The organism is Azospirillum sp. CT11-132, assembly GCF_047302835.1.
Classification (GTDB): domain Bacteria; phylum Pseudomonadota; class Alphaproteobacteria; order Azospirillales; family Azospirillaceae; genus Azospirillum.
In genome coordinates this window covers 678,772-696,455 of the sequence record NZ_JBGLZA010000006.1, presented here as the reverse complement: position 1 = coordinate 696,455, position 17,684 = coordinate 678,772, and the positions used below count along the sequence as shown (strand labels likewise).

The window sequence follows — 17,684 nt, the reverse complement described above, 5'->3', positions numbered from 1 at the left end:
GTGCGGACAGGGGGCCACAACGCTGTCACAGCCCCCGCCCCATCCTGCCGCGGTACCCGATTACGGGAAAAGCGGCGCCTGATCGATGCCGGTCGTCTCGCCCAGCCCCATCATGACGTTCATGTTCTGGATCGCCTGACCCGACGCGCCCTTCACCAGATTGTCGATCACCGACACGATGATGGCGCCGCGCGGGGTGCGGTCGGCGACCACGCCGATCAGGTTGTGGTTGGAGGCGCGGACATGGCGCGTCGCCGGCACCACGCCGGCCGGGGTCACGCCGACGAAGGGCTCGTCGGCATAGCGGGCGGCCAGCGTCGCGCGCAGGTCGTCGGCGGTGACGCCGTCGGCCATGCGGACGTAGATGGTCGCCATCATGCCGCGGTTCATCGGCACCAGATGCGGGGTGAAGGAGACGGTGACCGGACGGCCGGCGGCCAGCCGCAGCTCCTGCTCGATCTCGGGCATGTGGCGGTGGTGGCCGACGCCATAGGCGTTGAAGCCTTCCGACACCTCGGTGAAGAGGTTGGCCTGCTTGGCGTCGCGGCCGGCCCCGGACACGCCGGACTTGGCGTCGATGATGATGCCGCCCGGCTCGATCTGGTTCTCCATCAGCAGCGGCAGCAGCGGCAGCAGCGAGCAGGTCGGGTAGCAGCCCGGATTCGCCACCACCCGCGCCTTGCGCACGCCCTGGCGGTTGAACTCGGTCAGGCCGTAGGCGACCTCCTTCTGCAGGCCGACGGCACGGTGCTCATGCCCGTACCAGGTGGCGTATTCGGCCGGGTCGCTCAGGCGGAAATCGGCGGACAGGTCGACCACCTTCAGGCCGCTGGGCAGGCCGGCGACAACCTCCTGCGTGGTGCCGTGCGGCAGGGCGCAGAAGATGAAGTCCAGGTTGTCCCACTTCAGCTCTTCGATCTTCACCAGATCGGGCAGGCCATAGCCGCCCAGATGCGGGAACACCTCCGCCATCGGCTTGCCGGCCTGTCGTTCGGCGGTCAGCGCGGCGATCTCCACGTTCGGGTGGCGCAGCAGCATGCGCACCAGTTCGGCGCCGGTGTAACCGGAAGCGCCCAGGATGCCGACGCGGATTTTCGAACCGCCGGGAGTGGTGCCCGGAATGCTGATGGAGGCCATGGAACCGATGTCCTTCGCTTGACGGGAGGAACGTTGAGGTTTGGGTAGGCGTGACGGTGAGGGCAAAAAGAAAGGGGCGCCCCTTTCGGGACGCCCCTCGCTTGTACCGTAAAGCAGCAGGCCCGTGTAGGGATTAGCGCTTCGAGAACTGGAAGCTGCGGCGGGCCTTGGCGCGGCCGTACTTCTTACGCTCGACCGTACGGGCGTCGCGGGTCAGGAAGCCGGCGGCCTTCAACGGCGGGCGCAGGGCCGGCTCGAAGTAGGTCAGCGCCTTGGAGATGCCGTGACGGACGGCACCGGCCTGGCCCGACAGACCGCCGCCGGCGACGGTGGCGACCACGTCGAACTGCTCAGAACGCTCGGTCACGCCGAACGGCTGGGCGATCATCATGCGCAGAACCGGACGGGCGAAATAGACCGACTGGTCGCGGCCGTTCACGGTGACCTTGCCGGAGCCCGGCTTGATCCACACGCGGGCGACGGCGTCCTTGCGCTTGCCGGTGGCATAGGCGCGGCCCTGGGCGTCCAGCTTCGGAGCGGCCAGCTCTTCGGTGACGGTCGCGGTGGCGGCGGCGCCCGTCAGTTCCTTCAAGCTGGAGAGGGTGGTGGTGACCTGAGCCATTGTTACGCGCTCCGCTTATTCTTCGGGTTCAGGGCGCCGATATCGAGGGCGACCGGCTGCTGCGCATCGTGCGGATGCGTGGCGCCCTTGTAGACCTTGAGATGGGTCATCTGCTGGCGGCCGAGCGGACCGCGCGGAACCATGCGCTCCACGGCCTTCTCGATCACGCGCTCCGGATACTTGCCGTCCAGGATCTGGCCCTTGGAGCGGCCCTTGATCCCACCCGGATAGCCGGTGTGCCAGTAGAAGATGTCGGCGTCGCGCTTGTTGCCGGTCAGCTTCACCTTCTCCGCATTGATCACGACGATGTTGTCGCCGCAATCCATGTGGGGGGTGTAGGTCGGCTTGTTCTTGCCACGCAGGATGTTCGCCAGGATGCTGGCAAGCCGCCCGAGAACGAGGCCGTCGGCGTCAACGACGTACCACTTCTTCTCGATTTCGGTCGGCTTCAGATTGAAGGTCTTCATCGCCACACTCGTTTCTTCGAATACGGATCGGCAGGCCGCCGATTCCGGGGCGCCGAAGCGGACGGCTTTCTACGGGCCGGAGCAGGCCTCTGTCAACGGAAAAATTTCTGTTTCCTTTCAATGGTTTGCAAACGCGGTAATAAGATACCGCGCAGGCAAACCCATTGATCTTAAACGATTTTTTATGACGCCCCATCCATGCGGTAATGAGATACCGCAACGGTGACGGGGGCGTGCGGCGGGATGGAGTAGGTTCCGGTGACATGGGCGACCGGCTCTGGATCGCCTTCGGAGAACAGCAGGATCTCGCCATAGGCCAGCCGCTTGCCCAGCTTCAGGACGCGCGCCTCGGCGATGATGGCGACGGGCGGCGGGCGGCGCAGGAAGTTGATGGTCATGCTGGTGGTCACCGCCAGCTCGACCCGGCCGATCAGGCTCAGCACCGCGCCATAGAGCGCCACGTCGGCCAGTCCGAACATCGCCGGGCCGGTGACGGTGCCGCCGGGACGGACGAAATCGTCCTTGTAGGGCAGGCGCAGGCGAATCGTCCCGGCGCTCAGGCTTTCCACGACGATGCCGAAATTCCCGACCAGGGGAACCCCCTCGCGGATCAGTTCCTCCAGCTCTTCCTTCGTCATGGCGGGAGCGGAGACGGGGGCGGCGCTTTGTGCGGTATCGACGGCGGACATGGACCCTCGGCCGGTGATCTCGGTTGGACCTCCGGACTGTGCGCCATCCCGGCCATTCGGACAAGTATGGTGCCGCTATTCGGCCGGCTTCGGCTCTGCGCGGGGCGGCTCTGGCGGGGTCGGGCTTGCGGGTTCCGGAGCCGCCGCGGGTGCGGTGGGTGCGGTGGGTGCGGTGTCGGTGGGGGCGGTCAGGCGGATCGGGCCGCCGCCAGTGGCGGGCGGAGCCGGTTCGGCGGCGGACTGCTCCGCCGGAGCGGGTGCCGCCGGCGCGACCGGTTCGGCGGGCGGGGCGAGCGGGACCGCCTTGATGTCCGATTTCGGCGTCTCCGATTTCGGCGCATCGGGCCTGGGGGCGTCCGCCTTGGGCGAATCAGCCTTGGGCGAATCAGCCTTGGCGGGCGCGGGATCGGCCGGGGTGGAATAGTCGGGGACGATGCGGGCCTGACTGCCGGTGATGACCAGAACCTTCTGGCCGATCGGCAGCGGCTGCGGCTCCTTCTGGGTCAGCGACAGCAGATCGCCGTTCGACTTGCGGACGATGTATTCCCAGCCGGTGGTGTCGCCGGCGATGTGCTCCATCGCCGTGCCCAGCAGGCCGCCGATCGCCGTGCCGCCGACGGTGCCCAGCGCGGCGTTCATGCCGCCCGTCCCCACCTGCGCACCCAGGATGCCGCCGGCCGCCCCGCCGCTGACCGCGCCGACCGTGCCGTTGGCGCTGATCGCCACCTGACGGAATCCGACGACGACGCCCGGCTCCACCTTGTTGGCCTGCTGGACCGCATTGGAGGCGTAGGTGTTGGGGGAATAGTCGGAGGTGCAGCCCGCAAGACCGCCGGCCGCGGCGATGAACAGGCAGAAGGAGACCGATCGGAGCACGGGGTAGCCATCCGTTTTGAAACCCGCCGAGTTTCTTACGGCAAAGCCCCCCGGCTCGTCACCGGGCAAAATCCGGACACGGCCGGAAGGCTGCGTTGCAGTGCAGCGATGGCCGCCCGGCGTCAGCGGCCGGCGGTCTGGTTGCTGGCCTTCAGCGACAGGTATTTCAGTGTCAGCTTCGGCACATTCTCGATCACCCAGGTGGCCATTGCCTCCTCCTCGCGCAGCGAGGTCTGCAGCAGCGGCGTGGCGAAGGCGAAGTTGCCGGCCTCCGCCACGGTCAGCAGCGAGCGGTAGCTCGCCACCTCGAAATTCTCGAAGGCGTAGTTGGCGAAGGAGTTCTTGAGGATCTCGTCCTCGGCGAAGGTATGGCCGAGCGCGGCGAGATTGCCCATGATCGACAGGGCGGTGTCCTTCAGCCCGGAATGGCTTTCCTGCAACTGGTCCAGGATCTGCTCGATGCGGGTGATCTGAGATTCGGTCTCGCCACGGTGCATGCGCAGGTGGTCCGAGACTTCCGGATAATTCACGAGGCGGTCCAGCTGGCGGTCCATCAGGGCCAGCGCCTGCTGTTCCACCGCATGGGCGTTGCGCAGGCCGGTGACGAACAGCGCGCGCGTGAGATCCGCGGGATAGGCGGCCATGTGTGTGCTCCTGTGGTATCAACGCTCCGTTGAACGTCTGCCCGCACCAACAGCGGGACACCGTCTTCGACGCTTACCGCTTCCGCCATAATTCAAAAGGGCAGAGCTTCGGCCACCCGTGTCCGGCACCGGCGGGGAAGTGCCACGACCGGGACACGGACGCGCGGTTGCCGGACGCAAGGGATCGCGGGGAAATGCTGGGCATGATCCGCATCCCCGCCAAAGGCGCCCCCGCAAGAGGCATCCCCGCCATGCCAGTCACCCTGCCCGGCTCCGTGGGCGCGGTGGTCGTCCTCATCCTCGTGCTGGCCGCTCTCGCCGGCTGGCGCCGGGCGGAGCCGGAGGACCTGACCGGCTGGCGCGCCGAACGGCTGGCGGCCTTCCAGGTCTGGCAGGCGGCCAACCCGGCCCGCGAGATCTGGGACCATCCCGACGCCCCGGTCCTTGTGGCCCTTCCCCCCGGCAGCTTTCTCCAGGGCTCGCCCGAATCGGAACAGGAGCGCTTTCCCGACGAGCCGCTGCAACGGCCGGTGTCGATCCGGCACCCCGTCGCCATCGGCAAATACCCGGTGACCCGCGGCGAATATGCCCGGTTCATCCAGGACAGCGGTTACAAGCCGCGGACGATCTGCCGCGGCTATGCCGGCGAGACGGAGCTGCTGCCGCGCTGGCATTTCTCCTGGCGCCGGCCGGGCTTCGACCAGACGAACCGGGACCCGGTGGTCTGCATCAGCTGGTACGACGCCAAGGCCTATGTGGACTGGCTCAGCCGGCGGACCGGCAAGCCCTACCGCCTGCCGACGGAGGCGGAGTGGGAATATGCGGCCCGCGCCGGCACCCGGACCGCCCGCTGGTGGGGCGACGATCCGGCCAAGGGGTGCGATGCGGCGAACGAGGCCGACCTGAGCGCCAAGGACCGCTTCACCGACTGGGAGGTCGCGAACTGCCGCGACGGCGCCCTGTTCACCGCGCCGGTCGGCAGCTATCGGCCCAACGGCTTCGGCCTCTACGACATGCTCGGCAATGTCTGGCAGTGGGTGGAGGACTGCGCGGCGGATGGCGGCGGGACATGCCCGCAACGGGTGATGCGGGGCGGATCGTGGCACAGCAATCCGCGCTATGTCCGGTCGGCGGTCCGCCGGATTGACGGGGCGGAGATCGGCTATGCCGCCTACGGCATCCGCGTCGCCCGCGATCCCTGAGGCCCCGCTACGGCCCCTTCGGCCAAGCAGAATCAGCCACGCAGAACCGCCAGCGCCGACAGCCCCTCCACCGCATGGTCGAGGAAGGCACGAACCCGGCCCGGCATCAGCCGCGCCGTCGGCACCACGACATGGACGGGCAGCGGCGCCGGCTCGGTGTGCGGCATCAGGCGCACCAGCGTGCCGGCGGCGAGATCGTCGGCCACCTGATAGGACAGCGGCCGGGCGATGCCATGCCCGTCGCGGGCGGCAAGCAGCGCCGGCTCGATGTGGCTGACCGACAGCCGCGGGGTGACCCGGACCACCCGCTCCCGCCCGTCGACCAGAAAGCGCCAGTCGGGCGGCCGCGGCCGGGCGGTCGACAGGATGATGTCGTGGCCGGCCAGATCCTCCGGCGCCGACGGAGTGCCGCGCCGCGCCAGATAGGTGGGGCCGGCGACCAGATAGCGCCCGACCTGCCCCACCCGCCGGGCGACGAGGCCGGAATCGGGCAAGGGGCCGATGCGGATCGCGACGTCCAGCTCCTCCTCGATCAGGTCGAGGTTGCCGTCGGACAGCACCAGTTCGACCCGGAGGTCGGGAAAGGCCCGCATGAAGTCGAGGACCAGCGGCGTCACATGCTTGCGCCCGAACATCACCGGCGCGGTGACACGCAGCCGCCCGCGCAGCGGCCGGTCGGTGCCGGTGGCGGCCAGCGCCTCGTCATAGTCGGCGAGAAGCCGGCGCGCCTGCTCGGCCAGCCGCCGGCCGGCGTCGGTGGGTGCGAGGTTGCGGGTGGTCCGCTCGATCAGCCGCAGGCCCAGCCGCTCCTCCAGTCCCGACAGCGCGCGGGTGACCGCGGGCGCCGACCGCCGCAGCCGCTTCGCCGCGCCGGCGAGGCTGCCGGCCTCCAGGATCGCCACGAAGATCGTCAGTTCGTCCAGCCGGTCCACAATTCTTCCGAATTCTGAAAGAGTCCCTTTTGATGAAAGCGCATTCCTGCCGACGCGCGCAAGTGGTTGGCTGTGGGCATCCGCGAAACAGTCATCCAGGGGAACCGTCCGATGAGCACCACCACCGAGCCCGCAATCACGCTCTACGGCACGCCGCTGTCGGGGCACAGCCATCGGGTGGAAGCCTTTCTGAACATCCTCGGCCTGCCCTACCGCTATGTCGAGGCCGGCGCCGAGCTGCGGCGGTCGGAAAGCTTCCTCGCCCTGAACCCATTCGGACAAATTCCGGTGCTGGTCGACGGCGACCTCGTCCTGCCGGACTCCGTCGCCATCCTGGTCTATCTCGCCGACCGCTATGACGCTTCCGGCCTGTGGAATCCGAAGGCGCCGGAGGACGCGGCGCGGGTGCAGCGCTGGCTGTCGATCGCCGCCGGCGATTTGCGCTTCGGGCCGGCCCTGGCGCGCATCCTGACGCTGTGGGGCGGAGCCGCTTCGCTGACCGACGCGCAGGCGGTCGCCGGGCGCGTCCTGCGCTTCATGGACGGTCATCTGGCAAGCCGCGACTGGCTGGCGGCGGAACGGCCGACCATCGCCGACATCGCCTGCTACGCCTATGTCGCCCGCGCGCCGGAAGGCCACATCCCGCTCGATCCCTATCCGGCGATCCGCCGCTGGCTGGAGCGGGTGGAGGCGATCCCGGCGCTGATCCCGATGCCGCAGAGCGCGATTCCGCAATCCGCCTGAACGCCCGCCACTGCAAACGTAGGAGCACGGCCATGGACCAGGACCGCATCCCCGACCCCTTCCATCCCGGCGAGCGGGAGGCGCAGGCGCGGGCCGGGTTCCGCGTGCCGTCGGCGCCGATCCGCGACCGGCTGATCCCTCAGCATCAGCAGTTCTTTCCGCTGCTGCCCTGGCTGCTGGTCGCCGCGCGTGACGAGGCCGGCGACCCGGCGGCCGGCGTGCTGACCGGCGCCCCCGGCTTCGTCTCCGCCGCCGACCCGCAGACGCTGTGGGTGCGGCCCGACCATGGCGCGTGGCAGCCCTGGCCGGCCGGACCGGCGGTGGGGGAACCGGTGGCGGCGCTGGGCATCGACCTCGCCACCCGGCGACGCAACCGGGTGAACGGCCGGGTGGCGGCCCGCGACGGGCTGGCCTTCGCCATGGCGGTGGAGGAGAGCTTCGGCAACTGCCCGCAATACATCCATGTTCGCCGGGCGGAGGATGAAGCCCCCTCCCCCGCCGGAGCCGTGGAAGCGTTGGCCGGACTGGACGGCGAGGCCCGGCGGCTGATCGGTGCGGCCGACACCGCCTTCGTCGCCTCCGCCTCGTCGGCGGGGCGTGACGGCCGGCTGGACGTGTCGCACCGGGGCGGGCCGGCGGGTTTCATCCGGATCGACGGCGACCGGCTGATCGTGCCCGACTATTCCGGCAACCGCTATTTCAACACGCTGGGCAACATGCTGTTGAACCCGCGCGCCGGGTTGCTGCTGGTCGAACCCGCCAGCGGCGACGTGCTGCACCTGACCGGGGCGGTCGGCATCGATTGGGAACCCGACCCTGCCCTGCCCAATGCCCAGCGCAGCTGGAGCCTGCAGGTGGAGCGCGGATGGCGGCGGAAGGCGGCGATCCCGCTACGTTGGAAGGAACCGGGGGAGCGTATCGGGGTACCGTGACGCATGGGTCACGCAACCGTCGCCAAGCGTCCGGATCTGTGCTTCGATGACGGTTCCATGACACTTGATGGATGGGTGTGTCGATGCGCAATTCCGCCTGTTCCGGGCGCTGGTCGCTGCTGTCCGGTGCGGTTGTCCTATCCCTTCTCGCCGGGCCCGCCCTGGCGGCTGATCCGGCGCCTCAAGGCTCGGTGCCTCAGAGCGACCTGCTGAACGCCGAGCTGTGGATGCAGCGGTCGGTCGAATACAAGGCCAACGCGCTGGCGGTCTATGCGCTGGGCAAGGTCCAGCTGGACAAGGCGCTGGCCGACAAGAACTGGACCGCGGCGACCGAGCAGACCGGCAATTACCAGGAGCTGCCGCCGGCCGTGGTGCTGGACCTGGACGAGACGGCGATGGACAACTCCGCCTATCAGACCGGTCTGGTGACCAGCGGCACCGACTTCTCGCCCAAGACCTGGGACGCCTGGGTGAAGGCGGAGAAGGCGACGGCGGTGCCGGGTGCGGTGGAGTTCACCCAATATGCCGAGTCGAAGGGCGTCAAGGTCTTCTACGTCACCAACCGCAGCGCCGACCAGGAGGAGCCGACCCGCCGCAACGCGCAGGCGCTGGGCTTCCCGATGGGCGGGAACGTCGATACCTTCCTGATGTCGAAGGAAAAGCAGGAGTGGGGTTCGGCGAAGAGCGCACGCCGCGCCGCCATTGCCAAGGATTACCGGATCGTCCTGCTGTTCGGCGACAATTTCAACGACTTCACCGATTCCGCCAACGGCAGCGAGGCGGAGCGGATGAAGGCCTATGAGACGGTGAAGGAGCATTTCGGGCGCGACTGGCTGATGCTGGCCAATCCCGGATACGGCTCGTTCGAGAGCGCGCCCTATGGGCATAATTTCAAACTGTCGGCGGACGAAAAGCGGGCCAAGAAGATCGGCGCGCTGGAACCCTGGGTGGCGCCAACCCAGTAAGGGTGTGACGGTGGTGCGCCAGATTTAAAAGATCAGGCGCACCGCCTGCACGATCACCACCCACGGCGTGCCGATCATCACCGCCCACACCGCCAGTCGCGGCAGACCCTGCATCTTGCGGACCTTCGGTTCGGCGGAGGGGGTGGCTTCGAACGAGGCGGCGTTGTAGATCGACATGGCCTGCTGCTCCATGAGCAAGATGACGGTGAGGACATCTTGCGGTTTCGATCCTTAACGACCATTAAAGAGCGCCGCCTGCGAAGTCGGCGTTTGCGCATTACCTCGACAGGCTAGGAATACCTCAAAAGAGCGCGGCGCCGTGGGGCGGATTGACCACCACGACACCGCGGGACGGGGTCTTACGGCTTCGCCACATGCCAGACATTGTTCACGCCGTCACCCGTGGCGTCGCCGGGCTTCATGTCCTTGGCCCAGGTGTAGAGCGGCTTGCCGTTATAGGCCCATTGGTGGCTGCCGTCGTCGCGGGTGACCACCGTGTATTTGCCCATCGGCTTGGCGGAGGCGGGAGCCATCAGCGGCGGCCAGTTGGTTGCGCAAGGCCCATTGCAGGCCGACTTGCCGGCGCTGTCCTTGTCGAAGACGTAGAGCGTCATGCCCTTCGCGTCGGTCAGGACGGGACCCATCGCGGTCTTGCCCGTCATGGCCGGTTCCTTGTCCTGGGCGAAGGCGTCCTGAACGAAGGCGGGCGCGCCGAACAGGACGGCTCCCAGGCCGATGGCGGCGGCGGTGACACGGAGTGCGGACGTCATTCTGCGGTTCCTCCCCAAAACCGGCCCGCCGGACGACGGACCCGATGGATGAAGGACGCACCTGGAGGCGCGGTTATTCCGCAGGCATCACACCGTCAGGTATTTGCGAACCTCCTGCTCGTCGAGGCCGCTGCGCGGGCCGGACAGCATCACCTCGCCGCGTTCCATCACCACCCAATCGTCGGCAAGGTCGCGGGCAAAGTCGAAATACTGCTCCACGAGCAGGATCGCCATGGTGCCCTTGTCGCGCAGATAGGAGATGGCGCGGCCGATGTCCTTGATGATGGAGGGCTGGATGCCCTCGGTCGGCTCGTCCAGCACCAGCAGGCGCGGGCGGGTCACCAGGGCGCGGCCGATGGCGAGCTGCTGCTGCTGTCCGCCCGACAGGTCGCCGCCGCGGCGCTCCAGCATGGATTTCAGCACCGGGAACAGCTCGAACACCTCGTCGGGAATCGAGCGTTGCGAGCGCGGCAGCGGGGCGTAGCCGGTAAGCAGATTTTCCCGCACCGTCAACAGCGGGAAGATCTCGCGCCCCTGCGGCACATAGGCGATGCCGCGGCGCGCCCGGTCGGCCGGCGCCATCTTGGTCACGTCGGCGCCGTCCCAGCCGATGGAGCCGCCGGACACCGGCTTCAGCCCGACGATGGCGCGCAGCAGGCTGGACTTGCCGACGCCGTTGCGGCCGACCAAGCACGTGACCTTGCCGATTTCGGCCTTCATGGAAACGCTGCGCAGGGCCTGGGCGGCGCCGTAATGCAGATCGAGGGAGCGAACGTCCAGCATCTTGGGATCTCCGGTCAGCGGCCGAGATAGGTGTCGATGACCTGTTGATTCGAACTCACCGCGTCCAGCGAGCCTTCGGCCAGGACGGAGCCTTCGGCCAGCACCGTCACCTTGACGCCGAGCGCACGGACGAAGCTCATGTCATGCTCCACCACGATCACCGAATGCTTGCCGGCGATGCTGCACAGCAGTTCCGCCGTCTGTTCGGTTTCGGCGTCGGTCATGCCGGCAACCGGCTCGTCGACCAGCAGAAGCTTGGGGTCCTGCGCCAGCAGCATGCCGATCTCCAGCCACTGCTTCTGCCCATGCGACAGGCTGCCGGCCTGACGGTTGCGCAGGGCCGACAGGCGCGTGATGTCGAGGATTTCCTCAATCCGGCTGCGGTCGTCGCGGCTGATGGCGTAGGTCAGCGTCTTCAGCGGCCGGCGCGGCGCCTTCAACGCCAGTTCAAGGTTGTCCCACACCGTGTGCGGCTCGAACACCGTCGGACGCTGGAACTTGCGGCCGATGCCGAGATTGGCGATCGCCGCCTCGCGCAGGCGGGTCAGGTCGGTGTCGCCCTCGAACAGGATGGTGCCGGTGTCGGGGCGGGTCTTGCCGGTGATGACGTCCATCATCGTCGTCTTGCCGGCGCCGTTGGGGCCGATGATCGCCCGCATCTCGCCGGGCATCATCACCAGTGACAGGCTGTTCAGCGCCTTGAAGCCGTCGAAGCTGACCGACACGCCGTCGAGATAGAGAAGGGTCGATTCCGCGCTCATGGGTCAGGCCCCCTTTTGGCCAGCGGTCTGGTTTGCGGTTTGGGCGTTGGGGAGGGCGGGGGTCTTGCGGCCGGGCAGCTTGGCCTTCAACTGCGCGCCCAGCCCCAGCAGGCCCTTGGGCAGGAACAGGGTGACCGCCACGAACAGGCCGCCGAGCGCGAACAGCCACAGCTCCGGCAGCGCGCCGGTGAAGTAGCTCTTGCCCATGTTGACCAGCACCGCGCCGAGGATGCCGCCGGCCAGCGTGCCGCGTCCGCCGACCGCGACCCAGATCACCGCCTCGATCGAGCTGGCCGGGGCGAATTCCGACGGGTTGATGATGCCGACCTGCGGGACGTAGAGGGCGCCCGCGACGCCGGCCATGCAGGCCGACAGGGTCCAGGCGAACAGCTTGTAGCTTTCGGTGTCGTAGCCCATGAAGCGGACGCGGCTTTCGGCGTCGCGCAGCGCCACCAGCACCTTGCCCAGCTTCGACCCGATGACGCCCGACGCGATCATGTAGGAGAGCGCGAGCGCAGCGACGGTCGCCACGAACAGCGCGACGCGGGTGGTGTCGGCCTGGATGTCGTAACCGAGGATGTCCTTGAAGTCGGTCAGGCCGTTGTTGCCGCCGAAGCCCATGTCGTTGCGGAAGAAGGCCAGCAGCAGGGCGAAGGTCAGCGCCTGGGTGATGATCGACAGGTAGACGCCGGTGACGCGGCTGCGGAAGGCGAACCAGCCGAAGGCGAAGGCCAACGCGCCCGGCACCACCAGCACCATGATCGCGGCGAACCAGAACTGGTCGAAGCCGAGCCAGTACCAGGGCAGCTCCTTCCAGTTCAGGAAGACCATGAAGTCGGGCAGGACCGGGTTGCCGTAGACTCCACGCGGGCCGATCTGCCGCATCAGGTACATGCCCATGGCATAGCCGCCGAGCGCGAAGAAGGCGGCATGGCCGAGCGACAGGATGCCGCAATAGCCCCAGACAAGGTCCAGCGCCAGCGCCAGCAGCGCGAAGCACAGGTATTTGCCCAGCAGCGAGACGGTGAAGACCGACAGGTGGAAGGGCGAGTCCGCCGGCACCCACAGCGTCATCACCGGGACCGCCACCGCCAGGAATGCCAGGATCGTCAGGACGATCCCAGCCTTGCGGTCCAGCCCCATCAGGAAAAAGCGCAGCAGCATCGGATCAGGCCTCCACCGCGCGGCCCTTCAGCGCGAACAGGCCGCGCGGACGCCGTTGGATGAACAGGATGATGAAGATCAGCACCAGGATCTTGCCCAGCACCGCACCGGCGTAAGGCTCCAGGAACTTGTTGATGGACCCCAGCGTCAGCGCGCCGACCAGCGTGCCCCAAAGGTTGCCCACTCCGCCGAACACCACGACCATGAAGCTGTCGATGATGTAGCCCTGGCCGAGGTTCGGGCTGACATTGTCGATCTGGCTCAGGGCCACCCCGGCCAGACCGGCGATGCCGGAGCCGAGACCGAAGGTCAGCGCGTCCACCCGCGCGGTGCGGATGCCCATGGCGTTGGCCATCGGCCGGTTCTGCGTCACCGCGCGGATCGACAGGCCGAACCAGGTGCGCTTCAGCGCCACCAGCAGCGCGGCGAAGACGGTGAAGGCGAAGATGACGATCCACAGCCGGCCATAGGTGATGGTCAGGCCGCCCAGTTCGAAGGCGCCGGACATCCAGCTCGGCGCCCCCACCTCGCGGTTGGTCGGGCCGAAGATGGAGCGCACCGCCTGTTGGAGCGCGAGAGACAGGCCCCAGGTGGCGAGCAGCGTTTCCAAGGGACGACCGTAGAGCCAGCGGATCACGCTGCGCTCGATGATGATGCCGACGCCGCCCGACACGATGAAGGCGGCGGGCAGCGCCACCAGGATCGACAGGTCGAACAGGCCGGGGGCATGGGCGCGGAAGAACTCCTGCACCAGGAAGGTGGTGTAGGCGCCGATCATCACCATCTCGCCATGGGCCATGTTGATGACACCCATCACGCCGAAGGTGACGGCGAGGCCGATGGCGGCCAGCAGCAGCACCGACCCCAGCGACAGCCCGTACCAGAGATTCTGCAAGGCGGCCCAGAAGGCCAGCTTCTGTTCCAGGGTGGAGACGGCGGCGGCGGCCGAGCGCTTGGTGACGTCGGACGCGCCGGAACCGGCGACCATGTTCAGCAGCACCAGCGCGTCGCGGTCGCCGCGGGCGGCCAGCGTGTCGGTCGCCGACTGGATTTCGGCATCGCTCATCTTCGACGCGGCCTCGCCGGTCAGCAGGATGGCGGCGCGTGCCTGCTCCATGGCGGCGCGCACGCCCTTGTCCTGCTCCTTGGCGATGGCGGCATTCAGCGTCTCCAGCGCAGCGGCGTCGCGGCTCTTGAACACCGCATCGGCGGCGGAGCGGCGGACGCCGGCATCGGGGCTCATCAGGGTGAGGGCGCCCAGCGAAGCGCTGATGGCGCGGCGCAGCGAATTGTTGATGCGGATCTTCTCGACCGCGGCGGCCGGCGCATCGCCCAGCGCGGCACGGGTCAGCGGGTCGGTCAGGGTGAAGGCGTCGCCGGCCTTGCGGGCGACGACCACGGTCCCATCGGCCTTGCGCACATAGAGGTCGCCGGCCTGCAGCGCCTCGATCACCGGCACGGCGGCCGGGTCGCCGGCCTCCGACAGTTGCGCCAGGGCCTTTTCGGTTCCGGAATAGCCGCCGCTGCCCAGGGCCTGGACAAGCGGGCGGAGATCGGCGGCATAGGCGGCGGTCGATGTGGCGACCACCACACAGACGGCCATCAGCCAGCGGAGAGCGCGTCGCATCGCGGGTCCTTCGGTGCGGGGGGCTTACAGACGTGCGACGCTTGCCCCCACCCCGACCCTCCCCCGCTTCGCAGGGGAGGGAGAGATCCCCTCCTCCGCATCGGACCGACCTTGGGTCGGCCGAGAGCGGGGAGGGTTAGGGAGGGGGCAAGCGTCGCGACCACTCAGACGATCAAGTCAGCGAACGCTACCCTCACGACCCCTTGCCGCCGCACTTGCCGGTCTTCACGTTGAAGTTGCCGCAGGACATCGGCTTGCGCCAATCGGCGATCAGGTCCTTGCTGTCCGGCAGATAGTCCGACCACTCGTCGCCCGGGACGAGGCCCGAGGTCTTGGAGACGACGTCGAACTGGCCGTTCTCCTGCACTTCGCCGATCAGGACCGGCTTGGTGATGTGGTGGTTCGGCAGCATCGCCGAATAGCCGCCGGTCAGGTTGGGGACCGACACGCCGACCATGGCGTCGATGACCTTGTCCGGCTCGGTGGTGCCGGCCGCCTCGACCGCCTTCACCCACATGTTGAAGCCGATATAGTGGGCTTCCATCGGGTCGTTGGTGACGCGCTTGTCGTTCTTGGTGTAGGCCTTCCACGCCTTGATGAAGTCGCTGTTGGCCGGGGTCTCGACCGACTGGAAGTAGTTCCAGGCGGCCAGATGGCCGAGCAGCGGCTTGGTGTCGATGCCGGCCAGCTCTTCCTCGCCGACCGAGAAGGCGACGACCGGAATGTCCTGCGCCTTCACGCCCTGGTTGCCCAGCTCCTTGTAGAAGGGAACGTTGGCGTCGCCGTTGATGGTGGAGACGACGGCGGTCTTCTTGCCGGCCGACCCGAACTTCTTGATGTCCGCCACGATCGACTGCCAGTCGGAATGACCGAACGGCGTGTAGTTGATCATGATGTCCTCGGGCTTGACGCCCTTGCCCTTCAGGTAGGCTTCGAGGATCTTGTTGGTCGTGCGCGGATAGACGTAGTCGGTGCCGGCCAGCACCCAGCGCTGGACCTTTTCCTTCTGCATCAGGTAGTCGACGGCCGGGATCGCCTGCTGGTTCGGGGCGGCGCCGGTGTAGAAGACGTTGCGGGAGGACTCCTCGCCCTCATACTGGACCGGGTAGAAGAGGATGTTGTTCAGCTCCTCGAACACCGGCAGCACCGACTTGCGGCTGACCGAGGTCCAGCAGCCGAACACGGCCGACACCTTGTCCTTGCTGATCAGCTCGCGCGCCTTCTCGGCGAACAGCGGCCAGTTGGAGGCCGGATCGACCACCACCGGCTCCAGCTTCTTGCCCAGCAGGCCGCCCTTCTTGTTCTGCTCGTCGATCAGCATCAGCATGACGTCCTTCAACGTCGTCTCGCTGATCGCCATCGTGCCGGACAGGGAATGCAGGATGCCCACCTTGATGGTGTCGTCCGCCGCCTGGGCCGGCATCGCGAAGGACGCCATCGCGCCCATGGCCAGACCGGCCAGCGCGCTGATCCCGAAGCTGGACGTCAGTTGCTTGGTCCGCATGAAGTTGCCCCCTTCCATTGGCGCCCCGGTTGCTCCGGGGCTTCGCCACATCGTCGGGGGAAAAGCTACCGCGCATGCGAAAGGCGGTATCTACGTCAAATGACACATACGGCCACGCCAGCGCCTCCATTGCCGTACCACCGGCGAAGGTTCGGAATAAAACCGCCGCCTCAGCGTCCAACTGCTGGATGAGCGCGTGTAACGGAGACAGCCGCCGGCGAGTGGGACGGCGATGCAAGGGAGCAACAGTGTGAACAGCAGAGCTGCCGACACCAAATGTCGCTTGCGGATTGTGGAAGGCTCATCGAAGGATACAACGCTCGATCCTTTCCGTTCACGTTCCGGTCCCATCGCCATGCATGATCTCCGCCGCCCGATCTCCCGCCGCTCCGCCGCCTTCTGCCTGGTCGGCGGGCTGGTCGGCGTCGTCCTGAGCGGTCCGGCGCTGGCCGCAGCGGCGAAGGAGGCGGCGTACGCCGCCAAGCCGCCGCTGGTCGCGGGCTGGGCCGCGGCGCTGGACCAGCGCGCGCAGGAAATTCAGAACGCGCCCAAGGCGCCTGCCACCCGCATCGGCTATGGCGCGGTGGTGAAGCTGGGCGACGGCGGCATGATCGAGGGCGTCGCCCCGGCGATGGACGTGCCCCCCGCCGAGGTGCAGGCGCAGGCCCCCACCCTGCCAGGACTAGCCCCGGTCGAGCCGGCGCCGCCGGTGGTGATCTCCGTGCGCTCGCCGCTGGCCGACCGCGTCGGCCGGATTTCCCGCCGCCTGATCGAGCTGGGCTATCTGCCCGCCGACAAATGGACCGACAGCTTCAACGACGATGTCGAGGCTGCCGTGCGCGCCTTCCAGCTCGCCGAGGGGCTGCAGCCTGACGGCAAGGTGGGCGAGGTGACGCGCCAGGCGCTGGACCGCACCCCGGCGCAGACGGTGGCGCTGCTGCGCCGCGCCGCCGCGGCGATGCGGGCGCAGCAGGCCTCCATCCCCGACACCACGGTGCTGGTCAACCTGCCCGGCCAGTCCGTCACCCTCATCGAACATGGCCGCCCCGCCTTCACCATGCGGGCGGTGGTCGGCCGGCCGTCGCGCAAGACGCCGCTGCTGCAGGACAAGATCACCAGCGTCACCATCAACCCGACCTGGACCGTCCCGCCGACGGTGCTGAGCGAGGACAAGCTGCCGGCCCTGCGCAAGAAGGGCACCACCGGCATCAAGAACGCCGCCGTCTATCTGGACGGATCGGAGGTGGTCAACACGCAGTCGGTCAACTGGTGGTCGGTCGATCCCGGCCGCGTGCGCATCGTCCAGAAGCCGGGCGACGACAACGCGCTGGGCCGCTTCCGCTTCAACCTGACCAACGGCGACGGCATCTTCCTGCACGGCACCAACGACCCCAGGCTGTTCAGCCGCGACCTGCGCGCCGCCAGCTCCGGCTGCGTACGGCTGGAGGATGCCCGGATGATGGCGGAAACGCTGCTGGGTGCGGCCAAGGTGACGCCGGCCGTCATCAGCCAGCAGCTCGACACCGGGGAGACCAAGACGATCCGGCTGCCGAACGCCATCCCCGTGCGCTTCGTCTACTGGAATGCGTCGGTCGACACCGCCGGCGTGGTGCGCGTCCACCCGGACATCTACGAGGATCCGCCCACGCTGGCGACTCCGTCCGGCCAATCGGGTTCGGCGGCTCCGGCCATGTCGGCAAATCCGGCGGCGGCAAATCCGGTGACGCCGGCCTCGACGCCGCGTCCGCTGTCGAAGCCGGCGCCGCTGCCGGTCCCGACCGCCCATGCGCCGACGCCGCTGTCCTCCGCCTCCACCCCTGCTCCGGCCAAGCCGCTGCCGACACCGACCGGCATGTGAGGCCGGG

General features: G+C 68.0%; 19 protein-coding genes. 5 read left to right on the top strand and 14 right to left on the bottom strand.

Going from position 1 to position 17,684, the window contains the following annotated elements; translation table 11 throughout:
* Positions 1-60: 60 nt before the first annotated feature.
* The 6 genes from argC to ACCD06_RS26980 form a co-directional block, all read right to left on the bottom strand.
* The gene (argC, locus tag ACCD06_RS27005; protein WP_109075172.1) at positions 61-1,137 is read right to left on the bottom strand and encodes an N-acetyl-gamma-glutamyl-phosphate reductase; all 1,077 of its coding nucleotides are present in this window, start codon (positions 1,135-1,137) and stop codon (positions 61-63) included.
* A 133-nt stretch (positions 1,138-1,270) separates the two neighbouring features.
* The gene (gene rpsI, locus ACCD06_RS27000; RefSeq protein ID WP_109075171.1) at positions 1,271-1,759 is read right to left on the bottom strand and encodes a 30S ribosomal protein S9; all 489 of its coding nucleotides are present in this window, start codon (positions 1,757-1,759) and stop codon (positions 1,271-1,273) included.
* A gap of 2 nt (positions 1,760-1,761) precedes the next feature.
* Entirely contained in the window at positions 1,762-2,226 is a 465-nt protein-coding gene (gene rplM, locus ACCD06_RS26995; RefSeq protein WP_109075170.1) for a 50S ribosomal protein L13, read from the bottom strand.
* 182 nt (positions 2,227-2,408) lie between these two features.
* Positions 2,409-2,915: a PaaI family thioesterase gene (locus tag ACCD06_RS26990; protein ID WP_199232001.1), complete on the bottom strand. Its 507-nt coding sequence runs from the start codon at positions 2,913-2,915 to the stop codon at positions 2,409-2,411.
* A gap of 75 nt (positions 2,916-2,990) precedes the next feature.
* Positions 2,991-3,791 carry a hypothetical protein gene (locus tag ACCD06_RS26985; RefSeq protein ID WP_109075168.1) on the bottom strand — a complete coding sequence of 267 codons (801 nt, stop codon included), beginning with the start codon at positions 3,789-3,791 and terminating at the stop codon, positions 2,991-2,993.
* A gap of 122 nt (positions 3,792-3,913) precedes the next feature.
* Positions 3,914-4,435: a ferritin-like domain-containing protein gene (locus tag ACCD06_RS26980; protein ID WP_109075167.1), complete on the bottom strand. Its 522-nt coding sequence runs from the start codon at positions 4,433-4,435 to the stop codon at positions 3,914-3,916.
* A gap of 251 nt (positions 4,436-4,686) precedes the next feature.
* Between ACCD06_RS26980 and ACCD06_RS26975 the strand changes: the two genes are divergently transcribed.
* On the top strand, positions 4,687-5,637 hold the full coding sequence (locus ACCD06_RS26975) for a formylglycine-generating enzyme family protein (protein ID WP_109075186.1): 951 nt from the start codon (positions 4,687-4,689) through the stop codon (positions 5,635-5,637).
* 32 nt (positions 5,638-5,669) lie between these two features.
* On the opposite strand, the gene ACCD06_RS26970 is transcribed toward ACCD06_RS26975, so the two are convergent.
* Positions 5,670-6,569 (bottom strand): LysR family transcriptional regulator, encoded by a 900-nt coding sequence (locus ACCD06_RS26970; RefSeq protein WP_109075166.1) that lies wholly within the window; start codon positions 6,567-6,569, stop codon positions 5,670-5,672.
* Between the two features lie 111 nt (positions 6,570-6,680).
* Here ACCD06_RS26970 and ACCD06_RS26965 point away from each other — a divergent pair, with 111 nt between their 5' ends.
* The 3 genes from ACCD06_RS26965 (at position 6,681) to ACCD06_RS26955 (ending at position 9,210) form a co-directional block, all read left to right on the top strand.
* Entirely contained in the window at positions 6,681-7,313 is a 633-nt protein-coding gene (locus ACCD06_RS26965; RefSeq protein ID WP_109075165.1) for a glutathione S-transferase family protein, read from the top strand.
* A 32-nt stretch (positions 7,314-7,345) separates the two neighbouring features.
* Complete coding sequence (locus ACCD06_RS26960; RefSeq protein WP_413344769.1) at positions 7,346-8,245, top strand: pyridoxamine 5'-phosphate oxidase family protein; 900 nt, start codon at positions 7,346-7,348, stop codon at positions 8,243-8,245.
* A gap of 83 nt (positions 8,246-8,328) precedes the next feature.
* Complete coding sequence (locus tag ACCD06_RS26955; RefSeq protein ID WP_109075163.1) at positions 8,329-9,210, top strand: 5'-nucleotidase, lipoprotein e(P4) family; 882 nt, start codon at positions 8,329-8,331, stop codon at positions 9,208-9,210.
* A gap of 24 nt (positions 9,211-9,234) precedes the next feature.
* Here the strand turns inward: ACCD06_RS26955 and ACCD06_RS26950 are convergent, their stop codons facing one another.
* The 7 genes from ACCD06_RS26950 to urtA all read right to left on the bottom strand — a co-directional run bounded on the left by ACCD06_RS26950 (position 9,235) and on the right by urtA (position 15,819).
* Positions 9,235-9,387 carry a hypothetical protein gene (locus tag ACCD06_RS26950; RefSeq protein ID WP_169054982.1) on the bottom strand — a complete coding sequence of 51 codons (153 nt, stop codon included), beginning with the start codon at positions 9,385-9,387 and terminating at the stop codon, positions 9,235-9,237.
* A gap of 182 nt (positions 9,388-9,569) precedes the next feature.
* Positions 9,570-9,980: a hypothetical protein gene (locus ACCD06_RS26945; protein ID WP_109075162.1), complete on the bottom strand. Its 411-nt coding sequence runs from the start codon at positions 9,978-9,980 to the stop codon at positions 9,570-9,572.
* Positions 9,981-10,067: 87 nt separating this feature from the next.
* A complete protein-coding gene (gene urtE, locus ACCD06_RS26940; RefSeq protein WP_109075161.1) occupies positions 10,068-10,763 on the bottom strand; it encodes an urea ABC transporter ATP-binding subunit UrtE in 696 nt (231 codons plus the stop codon).
* Between the two features lie 14 nt (positions 10,764-10,777).
* Positions 10,778-11,524 (bottom strand): urea ABC transporter ATP-binding protein UrtD, encoded by a 747-nt coding sequence (urtD, locus tag ACCD06_RS26935; RefSeq protein ID WP_085084212.1) that lies wholly within the window; start codon positions 11,522-11,524, stop codon positions 10,778-10,780.
* Between the two features lie 3 nt (positions 11,525-11,527).
* Entirely contained in the window at positions 11,528-12,685 is a 1,158-nt protein-coding gene (gene urtC / locus ACCD06_RS26930; protein WP_413344827.1) for an urea ABC transporter permease subunit UrtC, read from the bottom strand.
* Positions 12,686-12,692: 7 nt separating this feature from the next.
* Positions 12,693-14,315: an urea ABC transporter permease subunit UrtB gene (gene urtB / locus ACCD06_RS26925; RefSeq protein ID WP_109075159.1), complete on the bottom strand. Its 1,623-nt coding sequence runs from the start codon at positions 14,313-14,315 to the stop codon at positions 12,693-12,695.
* 193 nt (positions 14,316-14,508) lie between these two features.
* The gene (gene urtA / locus ACCD06_RS26920) at positions 14,509-15,819 is read right to left on the bottom strand and encodes an urea ABC transporter substrate-binding protein (RefSeq protein WP_413344764.1); all 1,311 of its coding nucleotides are present in this window, start codon (positions 15,817-15,819) and stop codon (positions 14,509-14,511) included.
* 355 nt (positions 15,820-16,174) lie between these two features.
* Here urtA and ACCD06_RS26915 point away from each other — a divergent pair, with 355 nt between their 5' ends.
* Positions 16,175-17,677 (top strand): L,D-transpeptidase family protein, encoded by a 1,503-nt coding sequence (locus ACCD06_RS26915; RefSeq protein WP_413344762.1) that lies wholly within the window; start codon positions 16,175-16,177, stop codon positions 17,675-17,677.
* Positions 17,678-17,684: the final 7 nt, after the last annotated feature.